Source organism: Microbacterium sp. UBA7513, from assembly GCF_002478345.1.
Classification (GTDB): domain Bacteria; phylum Actinomycetota; class Actinomycetes; order Actinomycetales; family Microbacteriaceae; genus Microbacterium.
On the sequence record NZ_DLNJ01000015.1, the window covers coordinates 79,098 to 98,437 of the forward strand.

General features: G+C 69.9%; 19 protein-coding genes and 1 pseudogene. 9 read left to right on the plus strand and 11 right to left on the minus strand.

The features are described 5' to 3' along the window. Positions 1-5: 5 nt before the first annotated feature. The 7 genes from pstB to B2W79_RS07750 all read right to left on the minus strand — a co-directional run bounded on the left by pstB (position 6) and on the right by B2W79_RS07750 (position 8,215). A complete protein-coding gene (pstB, locus tag B2W79_RS07720; RefSeq protein WP_062636281.1) occupies positions 6-785 on the minus strand; it encodes a phosphate ABC transporter ATP-binding protein PstB in 780 nt (259 codons plus the stop codon). A gap of 29 nt (positions 786-814) precedes the next feature. Continuing rightward, positions 815-1,912, minus strand: coding sequence for a phosphate ABC transporter permease PstA (gene pstA / locus B2W79_RS07725; protein WP_292788356.1), 1,098 nt, complete (start codon positions 1,910-1,912; stop codon positions 815-817). Between the two features lies 1 nt (position 1,913). Beyond that, positions 1,914-2,903 (minus strand): phosphate ABC transporter permease subunit PstC, encoded by a 990-nt coding sequence (gene pstC, locus B2W79_RS07730; RefSeq protein WP_292788358.1) that lies wholly within the window; start codon positions 2,901-2,903, stop codon positions 1,914-1,916. Positions 2,904-3,009: 106 nt separating this feature from the next. Further along, positions 3,010-4,113, minus strand: a complete 1,104-nt coding sequence (locus B2W79_RS07735; protein ID WP_071328848.1) for a phosphate ABC transporter substrate-binding protein PstS — start codon at positions 4,111-4,113, stop codon at positions 3,010-3,012. A 221-nt stretch (positions 4,114-4,334) separates the two neighbouring features. After that, positions 4,335-5,321, minus strand: a complete 987-nt coding sequence (locus B2W79_RS07740) for an NUDIX hydrolase (protein WP_292788361.1) — start codon at positions 5,319-5,321, stop codon at positions 4,335-4,337. After that, positions 5,318-7,486, minus strand: a complete 2,169-nt coding sequence (locus tag B2W79_RS07745) for an RNA degradosome polyphosphate kinase (RefSeq protein WP_071328846.1) — start codon at positions 7,484-7,486, stop codon at positions 5,318-5,320. The genes B2W79_RS07740 and B2W79_RS07745 overlap by 4 nt, the downstream gene beginning before the upstream one ends. Before the next feature lie 45 nt (positions 7,487-7,531). Further along, positions 7,532-8,215 (minus strand): winged helix-turn-helix transcriptional regulator, encoded by a 684-nt coding sequence (locus tag B2W79_RS07750; RefSeq protein WP_060923071.1) that lies wholly within the window; start codon positions 8,213-8,215, stop codon positions 7,532-7,534. Positions 8,216-8,289: 74 nt separating this feature from the next. Between B2W79_RS07750 and B2W79_RS07755 the strand changes: the two genes are divergently transcribed. The 3 genes from B2W79_RS07755 (at position 8,290) to B2W79_RS07765 (ending at position 10,458) form a co-directional block, all read left to right on the plus strand. Next, the gene (locus tag B2W79_RS07755) at positions 8,290-8,580 is read left to right on the plus strand and encodes a hypothetical protein (protein ID WP_062636289.1); all 291 of its coding nucleotides are present in this window, start codon (positions 8,290-8,292) and stop codon (positions 8,578-8,580) included. 147 nt (positions 8,581-8,727) lie between these two features. Next, positions 8,728-9,330, plus strand: coding sequence for an FABP family protein (locus B2W79_RS07760; RefSeq protein WP_292788366.1), 603 nt, complete (start codon positions 8,728-8,730; stop codon positions 9,328-9,330). A 12-nt stretch (positions 9,331-9,342) separates the two neighbouring features. Further along, positions 9,343-10,458: a YgfZ/GcvT domain-containing protein gene (locus tag B2W79_RS07765; protein WP_292788368.1), complete on the plus strand. Its 1,116-nt coding sequence runs from the start codon at positions 9,343-9,345 to the stop codon at positions 10,456-10,458. Positions 10,459-10,473: 15 nt separating this feature from the next. On the opposite strand, the gene B2W79_RS07770 is transcribed toward B2W79_RS07765, so the two are convergent. After that, complete coding sequence (locus tag B2W79_RS07770) at positions 10,474-11,991, minus strand: amino acid permease (RefSeq protein ID WP_292788370.1); 1,518 nt, start codon at positions 11,989-11,991, stop codon at positions 10,474-10,476. A gap of 142 nt (positions 11,992-12,133) precedes the next feature. Continuing rightward, entirely contained in the window at positions 12,134-12,955 is an 822-nt protein-coding gene (locus B2W79_RS07775; RefSeq protein ID WP_292788372.1) for a class I SAM-dependent methyltransferase, read from the minus strand. A 59-nt stretch (positions 12,956-13,014) separates the two neighbouring features. On the opposite strand from B2W79_RS07775, the gene B2W79_RS07780 reads away from it, so the two are divergent. After that, positions 13,015-13,764: a phosphoglyceromutase gene (locus B2W79_RS07780; RefSeq protein ID WP_292788374.1), complete on the plus strand. Its 750-nt coding sequence runs from the start codon at positions 13,015-13,017 to the stop codon at positions 13,762-13,764. Positions 13,765-13,844: 80 nt separating this feature from the next. On the opposite strand, the gene phoU is transcribed toward B2W79_RS07780, so the two are convergent. Continuing rightward, on the minus strand, positions 13,845-14,543 hold the full coding sequence (gene phoU, locus B2W79_RS07785; protein WP_025104304.1) for a phosphate signaling complex protein PhoU: 699 nt from the start codon (positions 14,541-14,543) through the stop codon (positions 13,845-13,847). 214 nt (positions 14,544-14,757) lie between these two features. Between phoU and B2W79_RS07790 the strand changes: the two genes are divergently transcribed. Together B2W79_RS07790 and B2W79_RS07795 are read left to right on the plus strand one after the other, a co-directional pair. After that, entirely contained in the window at positions 14,758-15,981 is a 1,224-nt protein-coding gene (locus B2W79_RS07790) for a sensor histidine kinase (RefSeq protein ID WP_292788376.1), read from the plus strand. Next, positions 15,978-16,661, plus strand: a complete 684-nt coding sequence (locus tag B2W79_RS07795) for a response regulator transcription factor (protein ID WP_071328841.1) — start codon at positions 15,978-15,980, stop codon at positions 16,659-16,661. Before B2W79_RS07790 ends, B2W79_RS07795 begins: the two co-directional genes overlap by 4 nt. Positions 16,662-16,715: 54 nt before the next feature. Here the strand turns inward: B2W79_RS07795 and B2W79_RS07800 are convergent, their stop codons facing one another. Then, positions 16,716-17,186 (minus strand): DNA modification methylase, encoded by a 471-nt coding sequence (locus tag B2W79_RS07800; RefSeq protein ID WP_071328840.1) that lies wholly within the window; start codon positions 17,184-17,186, stop codon positions 16,716-16,718. A 134-nt stretch (positions 17,187-17,320) separates the two neighbouring features. Between B2W79_RS07800 and B2W79_RS07805 the strand changes: the two genes are divergently transcribed. From B2W79_RS07805 to B2W79_RS07815, 3 genes and pseudogenes are all read left to right on the plus strand, one after another. Next, a complete protein-coding gene (locus tag B2W79_RS07805) occupies positions 17,321-17,803 on the plus strand; it encodes a CarD family transcriptional regulator (protein ID WP_045255828.1) in 483 nt (160 codons plus the stop codon). 68 nt (positions 17,804-17,871) lie between these two features. Beyond that, complete coding sequence (gene ispD / locus B2W79_RS07810; RefSeq protein WP_292788382.1) at positions 17,872-19,119, plus strand: 2-C-methyl-D-erythritol 4-phosphate cytidylyltransferase; 1,248 nt, start codon at positions 17,872-17,874, stop codon at positions 19,117-19,119. Between the two features lie 9 nt (positions 19,120-19,128). After that, a pseudogene (locus B2W79_RS07815) lies at positions 19,129-19,340 on the plus strand (cysteine--tRNA ligase); the annotation flags it as partial.

Sequence of the window (19,340 nt, forward strand, 5' to 3'; positions counted from 1 at the left end):
GCGGGTCAGCCGAAGCGGCCGGAGACGTAGTCCTCGGTCGCCTGCACCGACGGGGTCGTGAAGATGTTCGTGGTGTCGTCGTACTCGATGAGCTTGCCGGGTTTGCCGGTGCCGGCGATGTTGAAGAACGCGGTCTTGTCGGAGACTCGGGACGCCTGCTGCATGTTGTGCGTCACGATCACGATCGTGAACTCGTTCTTGAGCTCGCCGATCAGCTCCTCGATCGCGTAGGTCGAGATCGGGTCGAGGGCGGAGCACGGCTCGTCCATCAGCAGCACCTCGGGGGAGACGGCGATCGCGCGGGCGATGCAGAGACGCTGCTGCTGGCCGCCCGAGAGCCCGGAGCCCGGACGGTCGAGGCGGTCCTTGACCTCGTTCCACAGGTTCGCGCCGGTGAGCGACTTCTCGACGAGGTCGTCCTGCTCGCTCTTCGACATCCGCTTGTTGTTGAGCTTCACACCCGCGAGAACGTTCTCCTTGATCGACATCGTGGGGAACGGGTTCGGGCGCTGGAACACCATGCCGACCTGGCGACGCACGAGCACCGGGTCGACGCCGGCGCCGTAGAGGTCCTTGCCGTCGAGCAGCACCTCACCCTCCACGCGGGCACCGGGGATCACCTCGTGCATGCGGTTGAGGGTGCGGAGGAAGGTGGACTTGCCGCAGCCGGACGGGCCGATGAAGGCCGTGACGCTGCGCGGCTGGATGTCGAGGGAGACGCCTTCGACCGCGAGGAAGTTGCCGTAGTAGACGTTGAGGTCGTTGACTTCGATGCTCTTGGACACGTGGATTCCTATTCTGAGTGGTCGGGGCCTCAGCGGCCGTTGACCTTCGGGGCGAACAGCTTCGCGATCAGGCGGGCGAGCAGGTTCAGCACCATGACGATGAGGATGAGGGTGAGGGCGGCGGCCCAGGCGCGCGCGACGGCGGCGTCCGGGCTCGTGCCCTGGTTCATGTACTGGTTGTAGGCGAACACCGGGAGGGTCATCATCTGACCGTCGAAGATGTTCGTGTTGAGGCTCTGCGTGAAGCCGGCGGTGAGCAGCAGCGGGGCCGTCTCGCCGATCACGCGGGAGATGGCGAGCATGACGGAGGTCATGATGCCGGCGATCGAGGTGGGCAGGACGACCTTGAGGATCGTGAGCCACTTCGGCACGCCCAAGGCGTAGGAGGCCTCGCGCAGCTCGTTCGGGACGATCCGGAGCAGCTCCTCGCTGCCGCGGACGACGACCGGCGTCATCAGCACGGCGAGGGCGAGCGCGCCCATGAAGCCCATCGAGATGCCGGGGCGGATCAGGAGGGCGAACACCGCGTAGATGAACAGACCCGCGACGATCGAGGGGATGCCCGTCATCACGTCGACGAAGAACGTGATGGCCTTGGCGATCTTGCCGCGACCGTACTCGACGAGGTAGATCGAGGTCATCAGACCGACCGGCACCGAGATGATCGTGGCCGTCAGCGTGATGAGGACCGTGCCCCAGATGGCGTGCACGATACCGCCGCCGTCACCGACGACATTGCGCATCGAGTAGGTGAAGAACTCGGCGTCGAAGCGCTCGAGGCCGTTCGCCACCACGGTCCACAGCAGGGAGATCAGCGGCAGCAGGGCGATGAGGAAGGCCGTGGCGACGAGGGCCGTCATCAGGCGGTCGACGGCCTTGCGACGGCTCTCGGCGATGGACGAGATCACCGTGATGATCACCATGTAGAGCAGGATGCCGACGATGACGGTGCCCGCGATGTTGAAGTCGGCGAGCGGCGTGTCCGAGCCGGCGGCGGCGACACCGAAGACCGCGGCGGACACGACGAAGGAGACGCCGAGGAGGGCCCACGGAGCCCACTTCGGCAGGCGGCCGGAGGTGAGCGCGGTGCTGCTCGCGGCGGGCGGAGCGCTGGTGAGGGCGGTCATGTCAGTTCGCTCCCGAGAACTCGGCGCGGCGGGCCACGATCCAGCGCGCCAGCGCGTTGACCGCGAAGGTCACGACGAAGAGGATGAGGCCGGTCGCGATCAGCGTGTTCACGCCGGTGCCGTGCGCCTCCGGGAACGCGAGCGCGATGTTCGCGGGGATCGGCGTGGGGTTCGTGGCGGTGAGCACGAGGAAGCTGACGACCGCCGAGGGGGAGAGCACCATCGTCACGGCCATCGTCTCGCCGAGCGCGCGGCCGAGGGCGAGCATTGCCGCCGACACCATGCCGCCGCGGGCGAAGGGGAGGACAGCCATGCGGACCATCTCCCAGCGCGTGGACCCGAGGGCGAGGGCCGCCTCCTCGTGGAGCTTGGGGGTCTGCAGGAAGACCTCGCGGCAGATCGCGGTCATGATCGGGATGCACATCACAGCGAGGACGAGCGCGGCGGTGAGGATCGTCTTGCCCGTCGCGGAGACCTGGCCGCCGAAGAACGGCACCCACGAGGCGTTCTCGTTGAGCCATACGTAGATCGGCTGGAGCATGGGGGCGAGCACGAGGCCGCCCCAGAGTCCGAACACCACGGAGGGGACTGCGGCGAGCAGGTCGATGATGTAGCCGAGGAACGACGCGAGCCGTCGGTGGGCGTAGTGAGAGATGAAGAGCGCGATGCCGATGGCGATGGGGGCCGCGATCAGCAGGGCGATGAACGAGGCCCAGAGGGTGCCGAAGACGAGCGGCCACACGTACACCCAGAAAGACTCGCCCCGGAGGATGTGGTTGTCGGTGGTGTCGAGCTGGAAGGCCGGCAGGCTCTGGATGATGAGGAAGGCCGCGACGAGCGCCAGCACGACCAGGATGATGATGCCGGCCGCCAGCGCGGTACCGGAGAAGACCCGGTCGCCGAGGCGCTGCTTGGCCTTGATCGGTGTGGGCGGCGCCGGTGTCGGTGCCGGTGCCGGTGCCGTTGTCGGCTCCTGCGCGGTCGTGCTCATGATCTCCCTGTTTCGGGCCGGGTGGAGATGGATCGGGTGCTGACCTGGCGGAGCCCCCGCGCCCGCTCGGGGACGCGGGGGCACCGTCGTCAGTGGATCGGCAGGATCAGCCGACCTGGATGAGGTCGATCGCGGCCTGGACCTGCTCGCGCAGGCCGTCCGAGATCGGGGCGCTGCCGGCGTTCTCGGCGGCGGCGTCCTGGCCCTCGGCACTCGCGATGTACGTGAAGTACTCCTTCACGAGCTCCGCGACGTTGCTGTCCTCGTACTGCTCGCAGCCGATGAGGTAGCTGACCAGGGCGATCGGGTAGGCGCCGTCCGCAGCAGCGGCCGGGTCGACGTCGAAGACGAGGTCGCCCTCACCACGGCCCTCGGCGAGCGGCGAGCCCTCGACGAGCTTCGCGGCGGCCTCGGCCGAGTAGGAGACGAAGTCCTCGCCGACGCCCACGGCGACCTGGCCGAGGCCGTCCGCCTGGGACGCGTCGAGGAAGCCGATCGCGCCGTTGCCGGCGGTGAGGGCCTGCTTCACGCCGGAGGTGCCCTGCGCGGCCTCGCCACCCTGGATCGGCCACTCGTCGGAGACCTCGTAGGTCCAGACGTCGGGGGCCGTCGCGCTGAGGTACTTGGCGAAGGTCTCCTGGGTGCCCGAGGGGTCGGAGCGGTGCACGGGGGAGATCGCCAGGTCGGGGAGCTCGACGCCGTCGTTCAGGGCGGCGATGGCCTCGTCGTTCCAGTTGGTGATCGTGCCGGCGAAGATGCCCGCGATCGTGGCGGCGTCGAGGTTCAGCGTGTCGATGCCCTCGAGGTTGAAGGCGACGGCGACGGGGGAGATGTAGAGGGGGACCTCGACGATGTCGTCGGTGGTGCAGGCGCCGAAGCCGCCGGCGGCGATCTCCTCGTCGTTGAACGCGCGGTCGGATCCGATGAAGTTGCTGCCGCCCTCGAGGAAGTTCTCGCGGCCGGTGCCGGAGCCGGTGGGCTCGTAGTTGACCGTCACGTCGGGGTGGGCGGTCTGGAAGGCGGCGACCCAGGCCTCCTGGGCTGCGGTCTGCGAGGACGCGCCGGTCGCGTCGATCGTGCCGGAGAGCGTGGACTCCGAGGGCTCTTCGCTGGAGCCGCCGGCTCCGCCTTCGTTCGCGGCACAGCCGGCGAGGGCGAGAGCGGCGACGGCGCCGATGGCGCCGATTCGTGCGATTCGGGAGATCTTCACTGTGGATCCTTCGATCTTGGAGGGGTGGGGCCCGGTGCAGGGCACACAGTGACGCTAGGGGCGACGGTTAACGAGACTCTCCCGCGCAGGTGAACGGCAGGTGAACGGCCGGCGACTCTCTGGAGCCGGCCCCCCGTCACCGCGCGCCCTTTTGAATCGCCCACTTTGCGCCATTTCGGGCACAGATGCAGCGAAGTGCGCGACTCGAACGACGGGAAGGGTCAGACCTTGGGCGCGTGGGTCTCGATCGAGATGATGCCGGAGCCGGGGTTGGTCGCCGAGACGTGGACCACGGAGAACGCGCCGGTCTCCAGATCGGCAGCACTGCCGACGTACGAGCCGTGCACGGTGCCGGTCGCGAGGGCGATCTCCGAGAGTAGCGCGGGTAGCACGGGGCCGTGGCTGCAGAGTACGGCGGGCTTACCGGCGCGGATGCGGCGGCCGACGACGGAGCGGAGGTCGGCGACGCCGTCCTCCCAGGCGTCCTGGCTGATCTTCTCGGCGAGGACCGGCGTGCGGTCCAGGGCCTTGGCGAGCGGCGTGACGGTCTGCACGCAGCGCACCGCGTCGCTGGTGACGATCTTGCGCACGCCGAAAGCGCGGAGCGGCCCGACGATGGCTTTGGCCTGGCGCTTCCCGCGGTCGGTGAGCGGTCGGGCCGCGTCCGCCTTGTCCCATTCCGAGCGGGGCAGGGCCTTCGCGTGCCGGAGGGCGATCACCGGGAAGGTCCGCAGCACGCCGTCGTCCACCAGCGCCGCGAACGCATCGAGGATCTCGAGGTCGACGGGGTAGCTCAGCGCGGCACGGGCCTTCTTCACGCTGACCCACTCGAGGGCGGCGATCTCGCGGTTCGGCACGAAGGTCGAGGCGCGGATCGCCGCGTCCGTGGCCTCGGCCGCCCAGTAGTGGACGACCTTCTGCTTGCGGGACGCGAGGTGGTAGCGGCTGATCCCGACCGGCACGCCGAGCGCCACCCGGATGCCGGTCTCCTCGTGCACCTCGCGCACCGCGGTCTCCGCGAGCATCTCGCCCGGGTCGACCTTCCCCTTCGGCAGGGTGACGTCGCGGTACTTCGTGCGGTGGATGAGAAGGATCCGCAGCTTGCCGTCGACCAGACGCCACACGACGGCACCGGCCGCGTACACGGCCTTGTCCGCCCACTTCGCTTCGGCCGCAGACGGCGGGAGCTGGACCTGCCGCGCCGTCATCGAACCGCCCGCGCCCGACGACGTCGTTGGATCATCCCCATGGTCGTATCCTGCAGGTCGACGAGGGGCTTGCCGTCGGCGTCCACGGCGTGACGCTCCCAGACGCCGTCGCGGCCCAGGTGCCACGAGGAGGTCCGGTCGTCCATCGCCAGGTCGAAGAAGGCGATGAGCTCCTTGAGATGCGCGGGGTCCGTGACCCGGACCAGGGCCTCCACGCGACGGTCGAGGTTGCGGTGCATCATGTCGGCGCTGCCGATGTACACCTGCGGGTCGCCGTCGTTCTCGAACGTGAAGATCCGGGAGTGCTCGAGATAGCGGCCGAGGATGCTGCGGACCGTGATGTTGTCGCTGATCCCGTCGAGGTCGGTCCGCAGGCTGCAGATACCGCGCACCCACACGTCGACCTTCACCCCCGCGGCACTCGCGCGATAGAGCGCGTCGATGATCTCCTCGTCGACCATCGAGTTGACCTTGATGCGGATGTGCGCCGGCTTGCCTGCCTCGGCGATCCGGCGTTCGGCGTCGATCAGCCGGACGAGACCCTTGCGGAGGTGGAGCGGCGCGACGAGGAGGCGCTTGAACTTCTTCTCGATGGCGTAACCGCTGAGCTCGTTGAACAGCCGGGTGAGATCCTTGCCCACCTGGGCGTCGGCGGTGAACAGGCCGAAGTCCTCATAGATGCGGCTGGTCTTCGGGTTGTAGTTGCCCGTGCCGACGTGCGAGTAGTGCTGGAGCCGGCCGTCCTCCTCGCGGATGACGAGGGCGAGCTTGCAGTGGGTCTTGAGCCCGACGAGGCCGTACACCACGTGCACGCCGGCCTTCTCCAGCTTGCGCGCCCACACGATGTTGTTCGCCTCGTCGAATCGCGCCTTCACCTCGACGAGCGCGAGCACCTGCTTGCCGGCCTCGGCGGCGTCGATGAGCGCCTGCACGACGGGACTGTCGCCGGACGTCCGGTACAACGTCTGCTTGATGGCGAGCACATGCGGGTCGCGGGCGGCCTGCTCCAGGAACGCCTGGACGCTCGTGGTGAACGACTCGTACGGGTGGTGCACGAGGACGTCGGACTTGCGGATCGCCTTGAAGATGTCGGCGCGATTGCTCGACCCCGCGGGCTGGAAGGCGACGGCGGTGGTGGGCAGGTGCGGCGGATACCGCAGGTCCGGACGGTCGATCCGCGACAGGTCGAACAGTCCGCGGAGGTCGAGCGGCCCAGGGAGGCGGTACACCTCGAGGTCGGTGATGTCGAGTTCCCTGACCAGCAGGTCCATGGTGACGTCGTCCATGTCGTCGGTGATCTCGAGCCGGATGGGCGGACCGAACCGACGACGCAGCAGCTCGGCCTCGAGCGCCTGGATGAGGTTCTCGCTCTCGTCCTCCTCGATCTCCACATCCTCGTTGCGGGTGAGGCGGAACGCGTGGTGGTCGAGCACCTCCATGCCGGGGAAGAGGTCGCCGAGGTGGTTGGCGATGAGTTCCTCCAGCCGCAGGAAACGCTTGATCTCCCCGCCGCCCGGGACCTCGACGAAGCGCGGCAGCATGGGCGGCACTTTGAGGCGCGCGAACTCCTGGCGGCCGGTCCGCGCGTTGCGGATGCGGATGGCGAGGTTCAGGGAGAGGCCGGAGATGTAGGGGAACGGGTGCGCCGGGTCGACCGCCAGGGGCATCAGCACCGGGAAGACCTGCGCTCCGAAGTAGTCCGACAGTGCCCGGCGCTCGTCGTCGGTGAGATCGGACCAGTCGGTGATCTCGATGCCGGAGTCGGCAAGAGCAGGACGGACGAGCTTCGTCCAGGCGTCCGCGTGGCGGAGCTGCAGCGCGTGGGCCTCCCGCGAGATGTCCGCGAGGGCGTCGACGGGCGACCGCCCGATGTTGGTCGGCACGGCGAGGCCGGTCATGATGCGCCGTTTGAGGCCGGCCACACGCACCATGAAGAACTCGTCGAGGTTGCTGGCGAAGATCGCCAGGAAGTTCGCCCGCTCCAGCTCGGGCAGCGACGGGTCCTCCGCGAGTTCGAGCACCCGCTGGTTGAACGCGAGCCAGCTCAGCTCGCGGTCCAGATAGCGGTGGTCGGGGAGCTGCGAGTCCGGCGCCTCGACGGCGTCGTCGAAGTCGTCGTCTTCTGCGTCACCGAGTCCGGCGTCGGCGAGTGCGGGATCGATCATGGGGTACATCTAAGCACCGGCAGGTGTCGGGCGTGTGAACGGCGGTCAGCGCGAGCCGACCAGGCTGTCGTCCTCGTAGACGTTGAAGCGGTACCCGACGTTGCGCACGGTGCCGATGATCTGCTCCTGATCGCCGAGCTTCGCGCGCAGCCGGCGCACGTGCACGTCCACGGTCCTGGTGCCGCCGAAGTAGTCGTACCCCCACACCTCGCTGAGCAGCTGCTCGCGGGTGAACACCCGCGAGGGGTGCGTGGCGAGGAAGTGCAGGAGCTGGAACTCCTTGTAGGTGAGGTCCAGCGGCCGGCCGTGCAGCTTCGCCGAGTAGGACTGCTCGTCGATCGTGACGCCGGAGGCCTGCACCCGCGCCGGTTCCGCGACCTCGTCCCGCCGGGCGAGGGCGAGGCGCACGCGCGCGTCGATCTCGGCGGGGCCGGCGGTGGACAGCAGCACGTCGTCGATGCCCCATTCGCCGGAGAGCGCGCTCATGCCGCCCTCGGTCACCACGAGCAGCAGCGGCGCATCCTGGCCGGTGGCCCGCAGCAGACGGCACAGCGATTTCGCCCCGACCAGGTCGTGACGGCCGTCGACGATCACGATGTCGTACTCCGGGGCGTTGATGAGCTGCGCGGGCTCCGCGGGGATCTGCCGGGTGCGATGGCTCAGCAGCTCGAGGGCGGGCAGCACCTGCTCCGAGAGCGGAGCATTGGTCAGAACCAGCACCAGGGCCACGCGCACTCCTCACCGGCGGGGGGATCGACGCCGTGCCGCCATGATAGCGGCCACCGATGCGCAAGAATGGAGACATGTCAGAACCGGCACTCGCGCCCCGCAACGCCTTCACCGGCGTCATCGCGGTCTGGGCGACCGCGTTCGTCGGCAGTATCGTCATCGGGATCTTCGCTCCCGAGGAGTGGCGCATCCCCTGGATGCTGGTGGGCTTCGGGGCGGTCGTGCTGCTCTCCTTCGCCGTGCAGCTCTGGTACGGCCGCACGCAGGGTTTCATCTTCCGTGTCGCGAGCAGCGTGACCGGTGCGCTGCTGCTGATGGGGATCATCTCGGTCGGCTTCGGGCTGGCTGCCCTCATCCCCTCCTGACCCGGATCGCCGGGGGTAAGGTGGAGGTCATGGACATCATGGCGCTCGAAATCTTCTTCATCGGCCTGCTCGGCCTGGCGAGCCTCGCGATCGTTTTCGTCTCGGCCGTGGTGCTGCGCAACCTCTTCCGCGGCCAGCGCTGACGACATGATCGAACTCCCCACCGACCTTCCCGCCGACCTCGCCCCGCTGGCGTGGCTGATCGGCGTGTGGGAGGGGTCCGGGGTGATCGACTACCCGGTCGGCGAGGAGCGTCTGCAGGGCGAGTTCACGCATCGCGTCAGCTTCAGCCACGACGGGGGGCCGTTCCTCAACTATGCGGCCACGGCGACCTTCGTCGGTGACGAGGGTGCGCCCGCCGTCCCGCTGACCGCCGAGTCCGGTTTCTGGCGTCTGGCGCGCCCGGCCGCGGCGACCGACGCGGGACCGGCGCTGCTGCCGCCGACGGCGACGCCCGTCGCCCGCACGGTCGACGACGTGGAGGCGCTGCGGTCGGCCAACGGCGCGTTCCCGCTCGAGGTGTCGCTGGCGCGCTCGGACGGCATGCTCGAGTACTACCTCGGCGAGATCAACGGACCGCGGGTCGACCTCGCGTCGGACGCGATCGTGCGCGGCGCCGGCGCCAAGGACTACGGCTCCGCCTCGCGGATGTACGGACTCGTCGACGGGCACCTGCTGTGGGCGTGGGACATCGCCGCCCTCGGCACACCTCTGCGGGCGCACGCCTCGGCGCGTCTCGCCCGCGTCTGAACGGAGCACACGGTGAGCACCAGCGTCTTCGACGGCGTCCCCGGCGCGACAGCGGGGGAGCGCGGGATCGCCCACTTCGGCGATCCGTTCCGGGAGCAGCGCCGCCTCGCGGCCGGAACGGCGATCGCGCCCCTCGACGACCGGACGGTCATCGAGGTGTCCGGCCCCGAACGCCTGCCCTGGCTCGACTCCATCACGTCGCAGGCGGTGGTTCGCCTGCGCGCGGGGGAGAGTACCGAACTCCTCGTCCTCGATCCGCAGGGACGGGTGGAGCACGCGGCGGGCGTGCTCGACGACGGCACCTCGACCTGGCTCCTGGCGGACGCCGGCGACGCCGAGGGTCTGGCGAGCTGGCTGACGCGGATGAAGTTCCGCACCCAGGCCACGGTCGAGCTGCGCTCCGACCTCGCGCTCCTTGGCTTCGTCGACGGGGGTCCCGCGGCCGAGCGCGTGCGTGGCCTCGACGACGCCCGGATCTGGGTCGACCCGTGGCAGCAGGTCGCCGTCGGCGGGCATCAGTACGCTGACGTGGCCGCGCACCCCGGGGCCGACCTCGCCTGGCGGGTCGCCATCGTGCCCGAGACGGTGGCGCGGGCGCTCGCCGCGGAGCTCGATCGGGAGGACGCCGCTGGTCTCCTCGCCGCCGAAGCGCTGCGCATCGCCGCCTGGCGTCCGCGGTGGGCGGCCGAGGTGGACGAGCGGTCGCTGCCGCACGAGTCGGACTGGCTCCGCAGCGCTGTGCACCTGAACAAGGGCTGCTACCGCGGGCAGGAGACCGTCGCGAAGGTGCACAACCTCGGTCATCCGCCGCGGCGGCTCGCCCTGCTCCAGCTCGACGGCAGCGACGCCGTGCTTCCGGAACCCGGAGCCCCGGTGTTCGCGGGCGACGACGAGGTCGGGCACATCACCTCCTCCGCGCGGCATCATGAGGACGGGCCGATCGCCCTCGCCCTCCTTTCCCGCCGCGCTCCCGTCGGCGACCTCGTCGTCCGGGCCGAGGGGATCGACATCGCCGCGTCCCAGCAGATCATCGTCCCGGCCGACGCCGGCGCCACCGCGGACATCCCGCGGCTGACGCGGCTGTCCCGCCGACCGACGGCACCCGATCCCCGCGACGCCGGCGTCTGAGCCGACGGGAGCCGGTCAGCCGTTGGCGTCCGAGCCGCCGGCCGAGCGCTGTGCGGCGAGCTCCGCGATCCGTGCTCGGGCCAGGAACCAGCCGCCGATGAGCGCAGGGATCAGCACGCCGAGGCTGGCGACGGTCCAGGTGCCCGTCGGATAGTCGAAGGCCATGAGCACGACGACGGACGCGAGGAACGCCAGCGTCAGGTATGAGGTGTAGGGCGCCCCGAAGAGGCGGAACGACGGTCGTTCGACGAGGCCGCGCCGCGAAAGCCGGTACAGCCGGAGCTGGCAGAGGATGATGGTCGCCCAGGCCGCGATGATCCCCAGGGCGGACAGGTTCAGCACGATCTCGAAGGCCTGGGTCGGAACCACCGCGTTCAGCAGGACACCGGCGAGGGCGAACACCGCGGTGAGAAGGATGCCCACGACGGGCACGCCGCGACGGCTCATCCGGCCGGTCGCCCGTGGTGCGGCGCCCGAGGCCGCGAGCGAGCGGAAGACCCGGCCGGTCGAGTAGAGGCCGGCGTTCAGCCCCGAGACCGCGGCGGTGATCACGATGAAGTTCATGGTGCTGCCGGCCACCGCTCCCACGTCCGGCCCTCCCACGTGCGAGAAGAACGTCACGAACGGGCTCTCCCCGGCGCGGTACACCGTGTACGGGAGCAGGAGGGCGAGCAGCAGGACCGATCCGACGTAGAACACGGCGATGCGCAGGATCACCGAGTTGACGGCCCGGGGCATCACCTTCTCCGGGTTCTCGGTCTCGCCCGCGGCGGTGCCGACCAGCTCGATCGAGGCGTAGGCGAAGACGACTCCCTGCATCACGATCACGGCGGGGAGCACCCCTTCCGGCGCGAAGCCCCCGTGTGCGGCGAGCATCGCGACTCCCGTCGGTCCCTGATCCGTCTGCCAGCCGGCCGCGAGAAACACCACGCCGATCACGAGGAAGAGGGCGAGCGCGGCGACCTTCACGAGCGAGAACCAGAACTCCATCTCGCCGAACAGCCGGACCGAGACGAGGTTGAGGCCGACGACGACGATCAGGGCGATCAGTGCGAGCAGCCACTGCGGGACGACGCGGAACGCCGACCAGTAGTGGACGTACAGGGCCACGGCCGTGGAGTCGACGACCGCGGTCATGCCCCAGTTCAGCAGGTACAGCCAGCCGGCGGCGAAGGCCAGCTTCTCGCCGTAGAACTCCCTCGCATACGAGATGAACGATCCGGAGGAGGGGCGGTGGATGACGAGCTCCCCGAGGGCGCGAAGGATGAAGAAGGCGAACACGCCGCACACGAGGTACGAGACGGCCAGCAGGGGACCCGCGGCGTTCAGGCGTCCTCCCGCCCCCATGAACAGTCCGGTCCCGATCGCGCCCCCGAGGGCGATCATCTGCAGATGCCGTGCCTTCAGCGCGGTCCGGTAGCCGGACTGCTCGTGGGCGAAGTCCTGCGCCGACGTCAGGACGTCGCCGAGTCGTTCGCGGTCGTTCTCCTGTGCCTCCGCGGATCCTTCCGCCTTCGCGTTCTCGGTGGTCATCGCCTCTCCTGCCCTGGGAACGCATGGCGATCGAGTCGGCGCACGCGTCGGTACGGCCCGCCGCGTACGACGCTAGCGGTGTGCAGGCCCGGAGTGAGGTGCGCACCGGTATACAGCAGGAGTGCGTCCTCGCGGGGTGCCGTCAGGCCGGTGCCACGGCCTCCCACGGCAGGGTGAGCTCACCCAGTCGCCAGCGGCTCCGCCCGCCCTGCACGGGCCAGCCCTGCGCGCGCAGCGCGGCCACCGCGGCGAGGAATCGCTGCGTGGCGCCGAAGGTCGACAGCGGAGCGGCGCGCTCCCACTCTCGGTCCAGATCGACCAGCAGCGCGTGGATGCGCTCGCCGGGGACGTTGCGGTGGATGAGCGCCTTGGGCAGCCGCTCCGCCACGATGCTCGGGACCTCGAGCTCGCGAAGCCGGAGGGACACCGTGAAGCGGACCGGAGTACCCAGCGGATCCACGTCCACCCAGCTCGCGACGCGTCCGATCTCGTCGCACGTCCCCTCCACGAGCAGTCCGTCCGGAGCGAGGCGGTGCGCCGTCGTCCGCCAGGCGGCGGCGACCTCTTCCTCGTCGTATTGCCGCAGGACGTTCATCGCCCGGATGACCGCGGGCCGCCGACCGCCCGGGAGCGGCACCTCGAACCCGCCGCGGCCGAAGGAGACGCGGAGGTCGGCGGGGAAGGGGCTCCGGCCGGCCTTGACCTCGGCGAGCTGCTGCTCCGCGGTCGCCACCCGGTCCGGATCGAGCTCGAGACCGCGCACCTCCGCATCCGGCCGTACGCGTCGCAGCCGTGCGGCCAGCTCGAACGCGGTGACCCCGCTCGCTCCGAAACCGAGGTCGACGACGAGCGGGTCCGCCGCACGACGGAAGGCGGGGGAGGCGGCGATCCAGCGGTCGTTCCGACGCAGCCGGTTCGTCCCGGTCGTGCCGCGGGTCGGCCGACCGAGGGGAGATGACGCCATACGTCCATCCTCCCTCCTTCGCCGCCGTGCCCGCTCCGTACCCCGGATAAACTGACGACATGACTGCGAAGCGCACCCTGATCCTGCTCCGCCACGGCCAGAGCGAGTGGAACGAGCTGAACCTCTTCACCGGCTGGGTGGATGTCCGCCTGACCGAGCAGGGCAAGAGCGAGGCCCGTCGCGGCGGTGAGCTCCTCGCCGAGTCCGGCATCCTGCCCGACGTGCTGCACACGTCGCTGCTGAGCCGGGCGATCCAGACCGCCGACATCGCGCTGGATGCCGCCGACCGGCTGTGGATCCCGGTGAAGCGCTCGTGGCGGCTCAACGAGCGCCACTACGGGGCTCTGCAGGGCAAGGACAAGGCGCAGACGCTCGAAGAGTTCGGTCCTGAGCAGTTCCAGCTGTGGCGCCGCTCGTTCGATGTGCCGCCGCCCCCTCTGGACGACGCCAGCGAGTTCAGCCAGGTAGGCGACGCCCGCTACGAGGGCATCGACGGCGAGGTGCCGCGCACGGAGTCGCTGAAGCTCGTCATCGACCGCCTCCTTCCTTACTGGGACGCGGAGATCGTTCCCGACCTCGACGCCGGCAAGACCGTGCTCGTGACGGCGCACGGCAACTCGCTGCGCGGCCTCGTCAAGCACCTCGAGGGCATCAGCGACGACGACATCGCCGGCCTCAACATCCCGACCGGCATTCCGCTCGTGTACGAGCTCGACGAGAACAACGCGCCGACCGGTCCCGGTCGCTACCTCGACCCGGAGGCCGCCGCCGCCGGTGCCGCGGCCGTCGCCGCCCAGGGTAAGAAGTAACCGAGACCCCGGTTTCACGCCGAGACCCCCTGCTGCAGGCGACTGCAGCAGGGGGTCTCGGCGATAAGGCGGGGTTTCGGTCAGGCGTGGCCGAGCTGCTCCTGCTGCTCCACCGCGAGGGCGATGTCTTCCTCCTCGACGTGCCAGTCGCCCGTCGCGAGGTAGACCACCTTCTTGGCGACGGCGACCGCGTGGTCCGCGAAGCGCTCGTGGTACCGGCTGGCGAGCGTCGCATCGACCGTGGCGACGGCCTCGCCCTTCCAGTTGTCGCTGAGCACCTTCTCGAAGACGCTGGCGTGCAGCTCGTCGACGTCGTCATCGGCGTTGCGGATCGCGTCCGCGAACTTCAGGTCCTGGGTACGGAGGAGCTCCGTGAGCGTGCGGGAGATCTCCACGTCGAGCTCGCCCATCTTCACGAACGTGCCCTTGAGGCCCTTCGGGATCGCGCGCTCCGGGAAGCGCAGGCGGGCGAGCTGGGCGATGTGCTCGGACATGTCGCCCATCCGCTCCAGGGACGCGCTGACGCGGAGCGCCGTGACGACGATCCGGAGGTCGCGCGCGACCGGCTGCTGGCGGGCGAGGATCTCGATGGCCTGCTCGTCCAGCGCGACAGCGAGCTCGTCGATCTTCGCGTCGTCGGCGATGACCTCCTCGGCCAGCGCGACGTCACTCGTGGCGAACGCGCGGGTGGCCTTGTCGATGGAGACCGTGACGAGCTCGGCGATCTCGACGAGGCGGGACTGCAGGTCCTCGAGGGACTGGTGGAAGACTTCGCGCATGGTGGGCGCAACCTTTCGTTCGGATCCCGGCTGACGGTCCAGCGCGGGGCGGCGGGGCGTCCGCAGGGGGAGGGCTGCGCGCGCGCAGGCCTGAAGCGATTGTCTGCTCCGAAGGTTAACGAACGGTGCCCGGCGAGTGAATAGTACGTCTCCGCTCCCCGGGATGGCGCGGGAACCCGCCGGATCGACGGTGAACGCGCTCTACGCTGGAGTCATGACCCTGCCGCAGCTCGCGCTGTCCTCCCTCGCCATCGGGTTGGCGATCGGGGTGGGCCTCTCCCTCCTGGTCGTCTGGGCCTATCGGGCGCGGGCGCGGGCGGAGGAGGAGACGTCGATGACGATCCCGACCGGGATCACCGACGTGCTGCGCAGCATGGATGACGCCGCGTGCGTGGTCGACGTCTCCGGCCTCGTGCTCGCCACGTCGAAAGCCGCCGCGCGGTTCGGGATCGAGGTCGGATCGACGCTCGAGAACCCGGAGCTCCGGCAGCTCGTGCGGGGCGTCCGCTCGACGGGGGAGACGGCGACCGAGTCCCTGCGCATCACCCGCGGCGGTCTCAGCCTCGACCCCCGCCTGGTGTCGGCCAGGGCGAGCGCGATCGGCACGCGCCTGGTGCTCCTCATCATCCGCGACGTGACCGAGCAGGAGCGCCTGGACCAGATGCGCCGGGACTTCGTGGCCAACACCAGCCACGAGCTCAAGACGCCGGTCGGGGCCGTGAGTCTGCTCGCGGAGGCCATCGAATCCGCCGCCGACGACCCTGCCCAGGTGCGGGCGTTCGCGTCCCGGATCTCGGCGGAGGCGGGCCGCCTCGGTCAGCTCACCGGACGCATCATGAGCCTGTCCCGGCTGCAGGCGGAGGACGGGCTGACCGAGGTCGCCCCGGTCTCGATCGACGAGGTCATCGCCTCCTCGATCGAAGCCCACGTCGTGCAGGCCGACTCCGCGGGTGTGGAGCTCGCCCGCGGCGGCGATCGCGGGGTGTGGGTCCGCGGCGACGCGCAGATCCTCATCGAGGCGGTCGGCAACCTGATCGCCAACGCCATCGTCTACTCGCCCCGCGGCTCCCGCGTGGGCGTCGGGGTGAAGGCCGACGACGACGTCGTGGAGATCGCCGTGTCCGACCAGGGCATCGGGATCGCCGAGGCCGATCGCGAGCGCATCTTCGAGCGGTTCTATCGCGCGGATGAGGCCCGCTCCCGGCGCACCGGCGGCACCGGCCTCGGGCTGTCCATCGTCAAGCACGCCACCCAGCGGCACGGGGGAGAGGTGCGGCTGTGGTCGCGCCCCGGCCGCGGGTCCACGTTCACCATCCGCCTGCCCCGGATCGATGCTCCCGCGAACGCCGGACAGGGCAAGAAGAGCAAGAACAAGCGCGCGCGCAAGGCCGCCCCCGCGACCGGGGCGACGCGCGTCCGAAACGGAGAGACCGCATGACCCGCATCCTTCTCGTCGAAGACGAACCCGACCTCGCCGACCCGCTCGCGTATCTGCTCCGTCGCGAAGGCTACGAGGTGGAGATCGCCGAGGACGGTCCCGGTGCCCTCACGGCGTTCCGGGAGCGCGGCGCCGACATCGTGCTGCTCGACCTCATGCTTCCCGGGATGCCCGGGACGGAGGTGTGCCGTCAGATCCGCTCCACCTCGGCCGTGCCGATCATCATGCTGACGGCGAAGGACTCCGAGGTCGACATCGTCGTGGGACTCGAACTCGGAGCGGACGACTACATCACCAAGCCCTACTCGTCGCGGGAGCTCCTCGCCCGGATGCGGGCGGTGCTGCGACGGGTCGTGCAGGCCGAGGGTGAGTTGGACGAGCGGGTGCTGGAAGGCGGGCGCGTCTCGCTCGACATCGATCGGCACACGGTGTCGGTCGCCGGCGAGCAGATCAACATGCCCTTAAAGGAGTTCGAACTCCTGGAGGTGCTCATGCGCAACTCGGGACGCGTGCTCACGCGCGGCCAGCTCATCGACCGCGTGTGGGGGAGCGACTACTTCGGCGACACCAAGACGCTCGACGTGCACATCAAGCGCATCCGCTCGCGGATCGAGGAGAACCCCAGCGAGCCGGTGATGCTGGTCACGGTCCGAGGGCTGGGCTACCGCTTCGAAGGCTGAGGAGACGCGAGAGGCCGGCACCCACGGGTGCCGGCCTCTCGCGTCCCCGGGGACTCAGTCCTGAGGAGCGAGGTCCGAGTAGTACGGCAGTGTGCCGTCGAGGACCGGGATCTCGGTCGTGACGCCGGCGGAGTCGCCGGACTGGAAGTGCATCGCGACGGTGGCACCGGGCATGGTGTCGAGCCCCGTGATCTCCACGGGCTCCTCGTCGGCGCCGAAGCTGACGGTCCCGCCGGCCGGCACGGTGATCATGAAGGGATCGCCGCCCTCCAGCGAGACAGTGAGGGTGGCGCGGTCCTGCGACGGGTTGACGACGGCGCCGACGAAGTTGCCGACCGTGCCGTCCTCGTTCGCGATGATCAGGGCGTTGCGCACGGCGATGGGGCCGTCCTGATCGGAGACGTTCACGCCGTCGGAGGCCGCGTACTCGATCTTCGTCGACTGCGGTGTGATGAACGTGCACCCGGTCGCGCCGAGCAGAACGAGGGCGCTGATGGCGGCAGACGCGACAAGGCGCGATTTCACGGGTCCTCCTGAGGTCCGACGGGATATCCCTCCCCATTCTATGGGTAAGTCGGGAGCGCGCAGGGAACAGGGAGCGCGAACCTTAGCGCATATCCCCTGTGGTATCCTTGAGGTTGCCGAAAGGACATGTTTTTATGCTTTTTGAGGTTGGCGAGACCGTCGTCTATCCGCACCATGGCGCTGCGACCATCATCGAGGTCAAGGAGCGCATCATCAAGGGCGAGGCGAAGAAGTACCTAAAGCTCAACGTCACGCAGGGCGATCTCATCATCGAGGTCCCGGCCGAGAACGTCGACCTCGTCGGCGTCCGCGACGTGATCGGCAAGGAGGGCCTCGACCACGTGTTCGAGGTGCTGCGCGCGCCGTTCACCGAGGAGCCCACCAACTGGTCGCGCCGGTACAAGGCGAACCTGGAGAAGCTCGCGTCCGGCGATGTCATCAAGGTGAGCGAGGTCGTGCGCGACCTCTGGCGCCGCGACCAGGACCGCGGCCTGTCCGCGGGCGAGAAGCGGATGCTGGCCAAGGCCCGGCAGATCCTCATCTCGGAGCTGGCCCTGGCCGAGAAGATCGACGAGGACAAGGCGGGCGCACTGCTCGACGAGGTCCTCGCGTCCTGAGACGTCCTCCACGGAAGGCGGGTGCTGCGGCACCCGCCTTCTGTCGTCTCCGCGGGTAACGTGAAGCTGTGAGCATCCTCCCCGTCCCGCATACCGCGATCATCGTCGTCGCCGCCGGTTCCGGCACCCGTCTCGAGGCCGGAGCGCCCAAGGCGTTCGTCGGCATCGACGGCCGTACCATCCTGCGGCACTCCCTCGACGGCGTGTTCGCGGCGGCACCCCTGCAGGTCGTCGTCGTCGCGCCCGCAGGCTACGAGGGCGACGCGCAGACCGAGCTGCTCGCGGCCGCCGGCGATCGTGCCGACCTGGGCCGCGTGGTCACCGGAGGCGCGACGAGGCAGGAATCCGTCGCCGCCGGACTCGCGGCGCTGTGGGGGGACGTGCGCACAGTGCTCGTGCACGACGCTGCGCGCGCGCTGACCCCGCCCGAGGTGATCGACGCCGTGGCGGAGGCCGTGATCGGCGACGCCGGCGCCGTGCCGAGCCTGCCGGTCGTGGACACGCTCAAGCGGGTCGCGGACGGTCTCGTCGTGGGCACCCTGGATCGTGCGGAGCTCGCGGCCGCGCAGACGCCGCAGGGGTTCCCTCGTGGCCCGCTGGAAGCGGCGTACGCGGAGGCGACGGCTCAGCGTGTCGAGTACACGGATGACGCGGCGCTCTTCGCCGCGGCGGGGCACGCGGTGCGGCTGGTGCCCGGCTCCGAGCGTTCGTTCAAGATCACCACCCCTGCCGATCTGGAGCGCGCCCGCCTGCTCGTCGCGACCGCGCCCGCCACGCCTTCCGTTGCGCCTCGTACGTCGGCCGTCGTCGGGGGCGCGCCCCGCGTGGGCATCGGCACGGACGTGCATGCGTTCGGCGGCGACGGACCGCTGTGGCTGGCCGGGCTGGAATGGCCGGGGGAGCCCGCGCTCTCCGGGCATTCGGACGGGGACGCGGTCGCCCACGCGATCGTCGATGCCCTGCTCGGCGCCGCCGGGCTCGGCGACATCGGCGAGCACTTCGGCACCGCCCATCCGGAGTATGCGGGGGCCCACGCCGACGTCTTCCTCTCCCGTACCGCGGAGCTCCTGGCGGAGGCGGGCTTCGCGATCGGCAACGTGTCGGTCCAGTTCCAGGGCAATCGTCCGCGCTTCAGCGCACGTCGAAAGGAGGCCGAGGCGGTTCTGTCGGCGGCGCTCTGGGGTGCTCCGGTGGCTGTGACGGCCACCACGACGGACGGCCTCGGCTTCCCCGGGCGGGGCGAGGGAATCGCGGTCACGGCCGTCGCGGTCGTCATCCCGCGACCGGAGCGGGGTCTCTCAGCGCCCGCCGAGTAGGCTTGAGCGGTGACTCTCCGCCTCTACGACACCCGCGCACAGCTGCTGCGCGACTTCGTGCCTCTCGATCCCGAGAACATCACGATGTACGTGTGCGGACCCACCGTGCAGTCCGGCCCGCACATCGGCCACGTCCGGGCGGCCCTGAGCTTCGATCTCCTGCGCCGCTGGCTGACGCACCGTCACGGCCGCGTGACCTTCGTGCGCAACGTCACCGACAT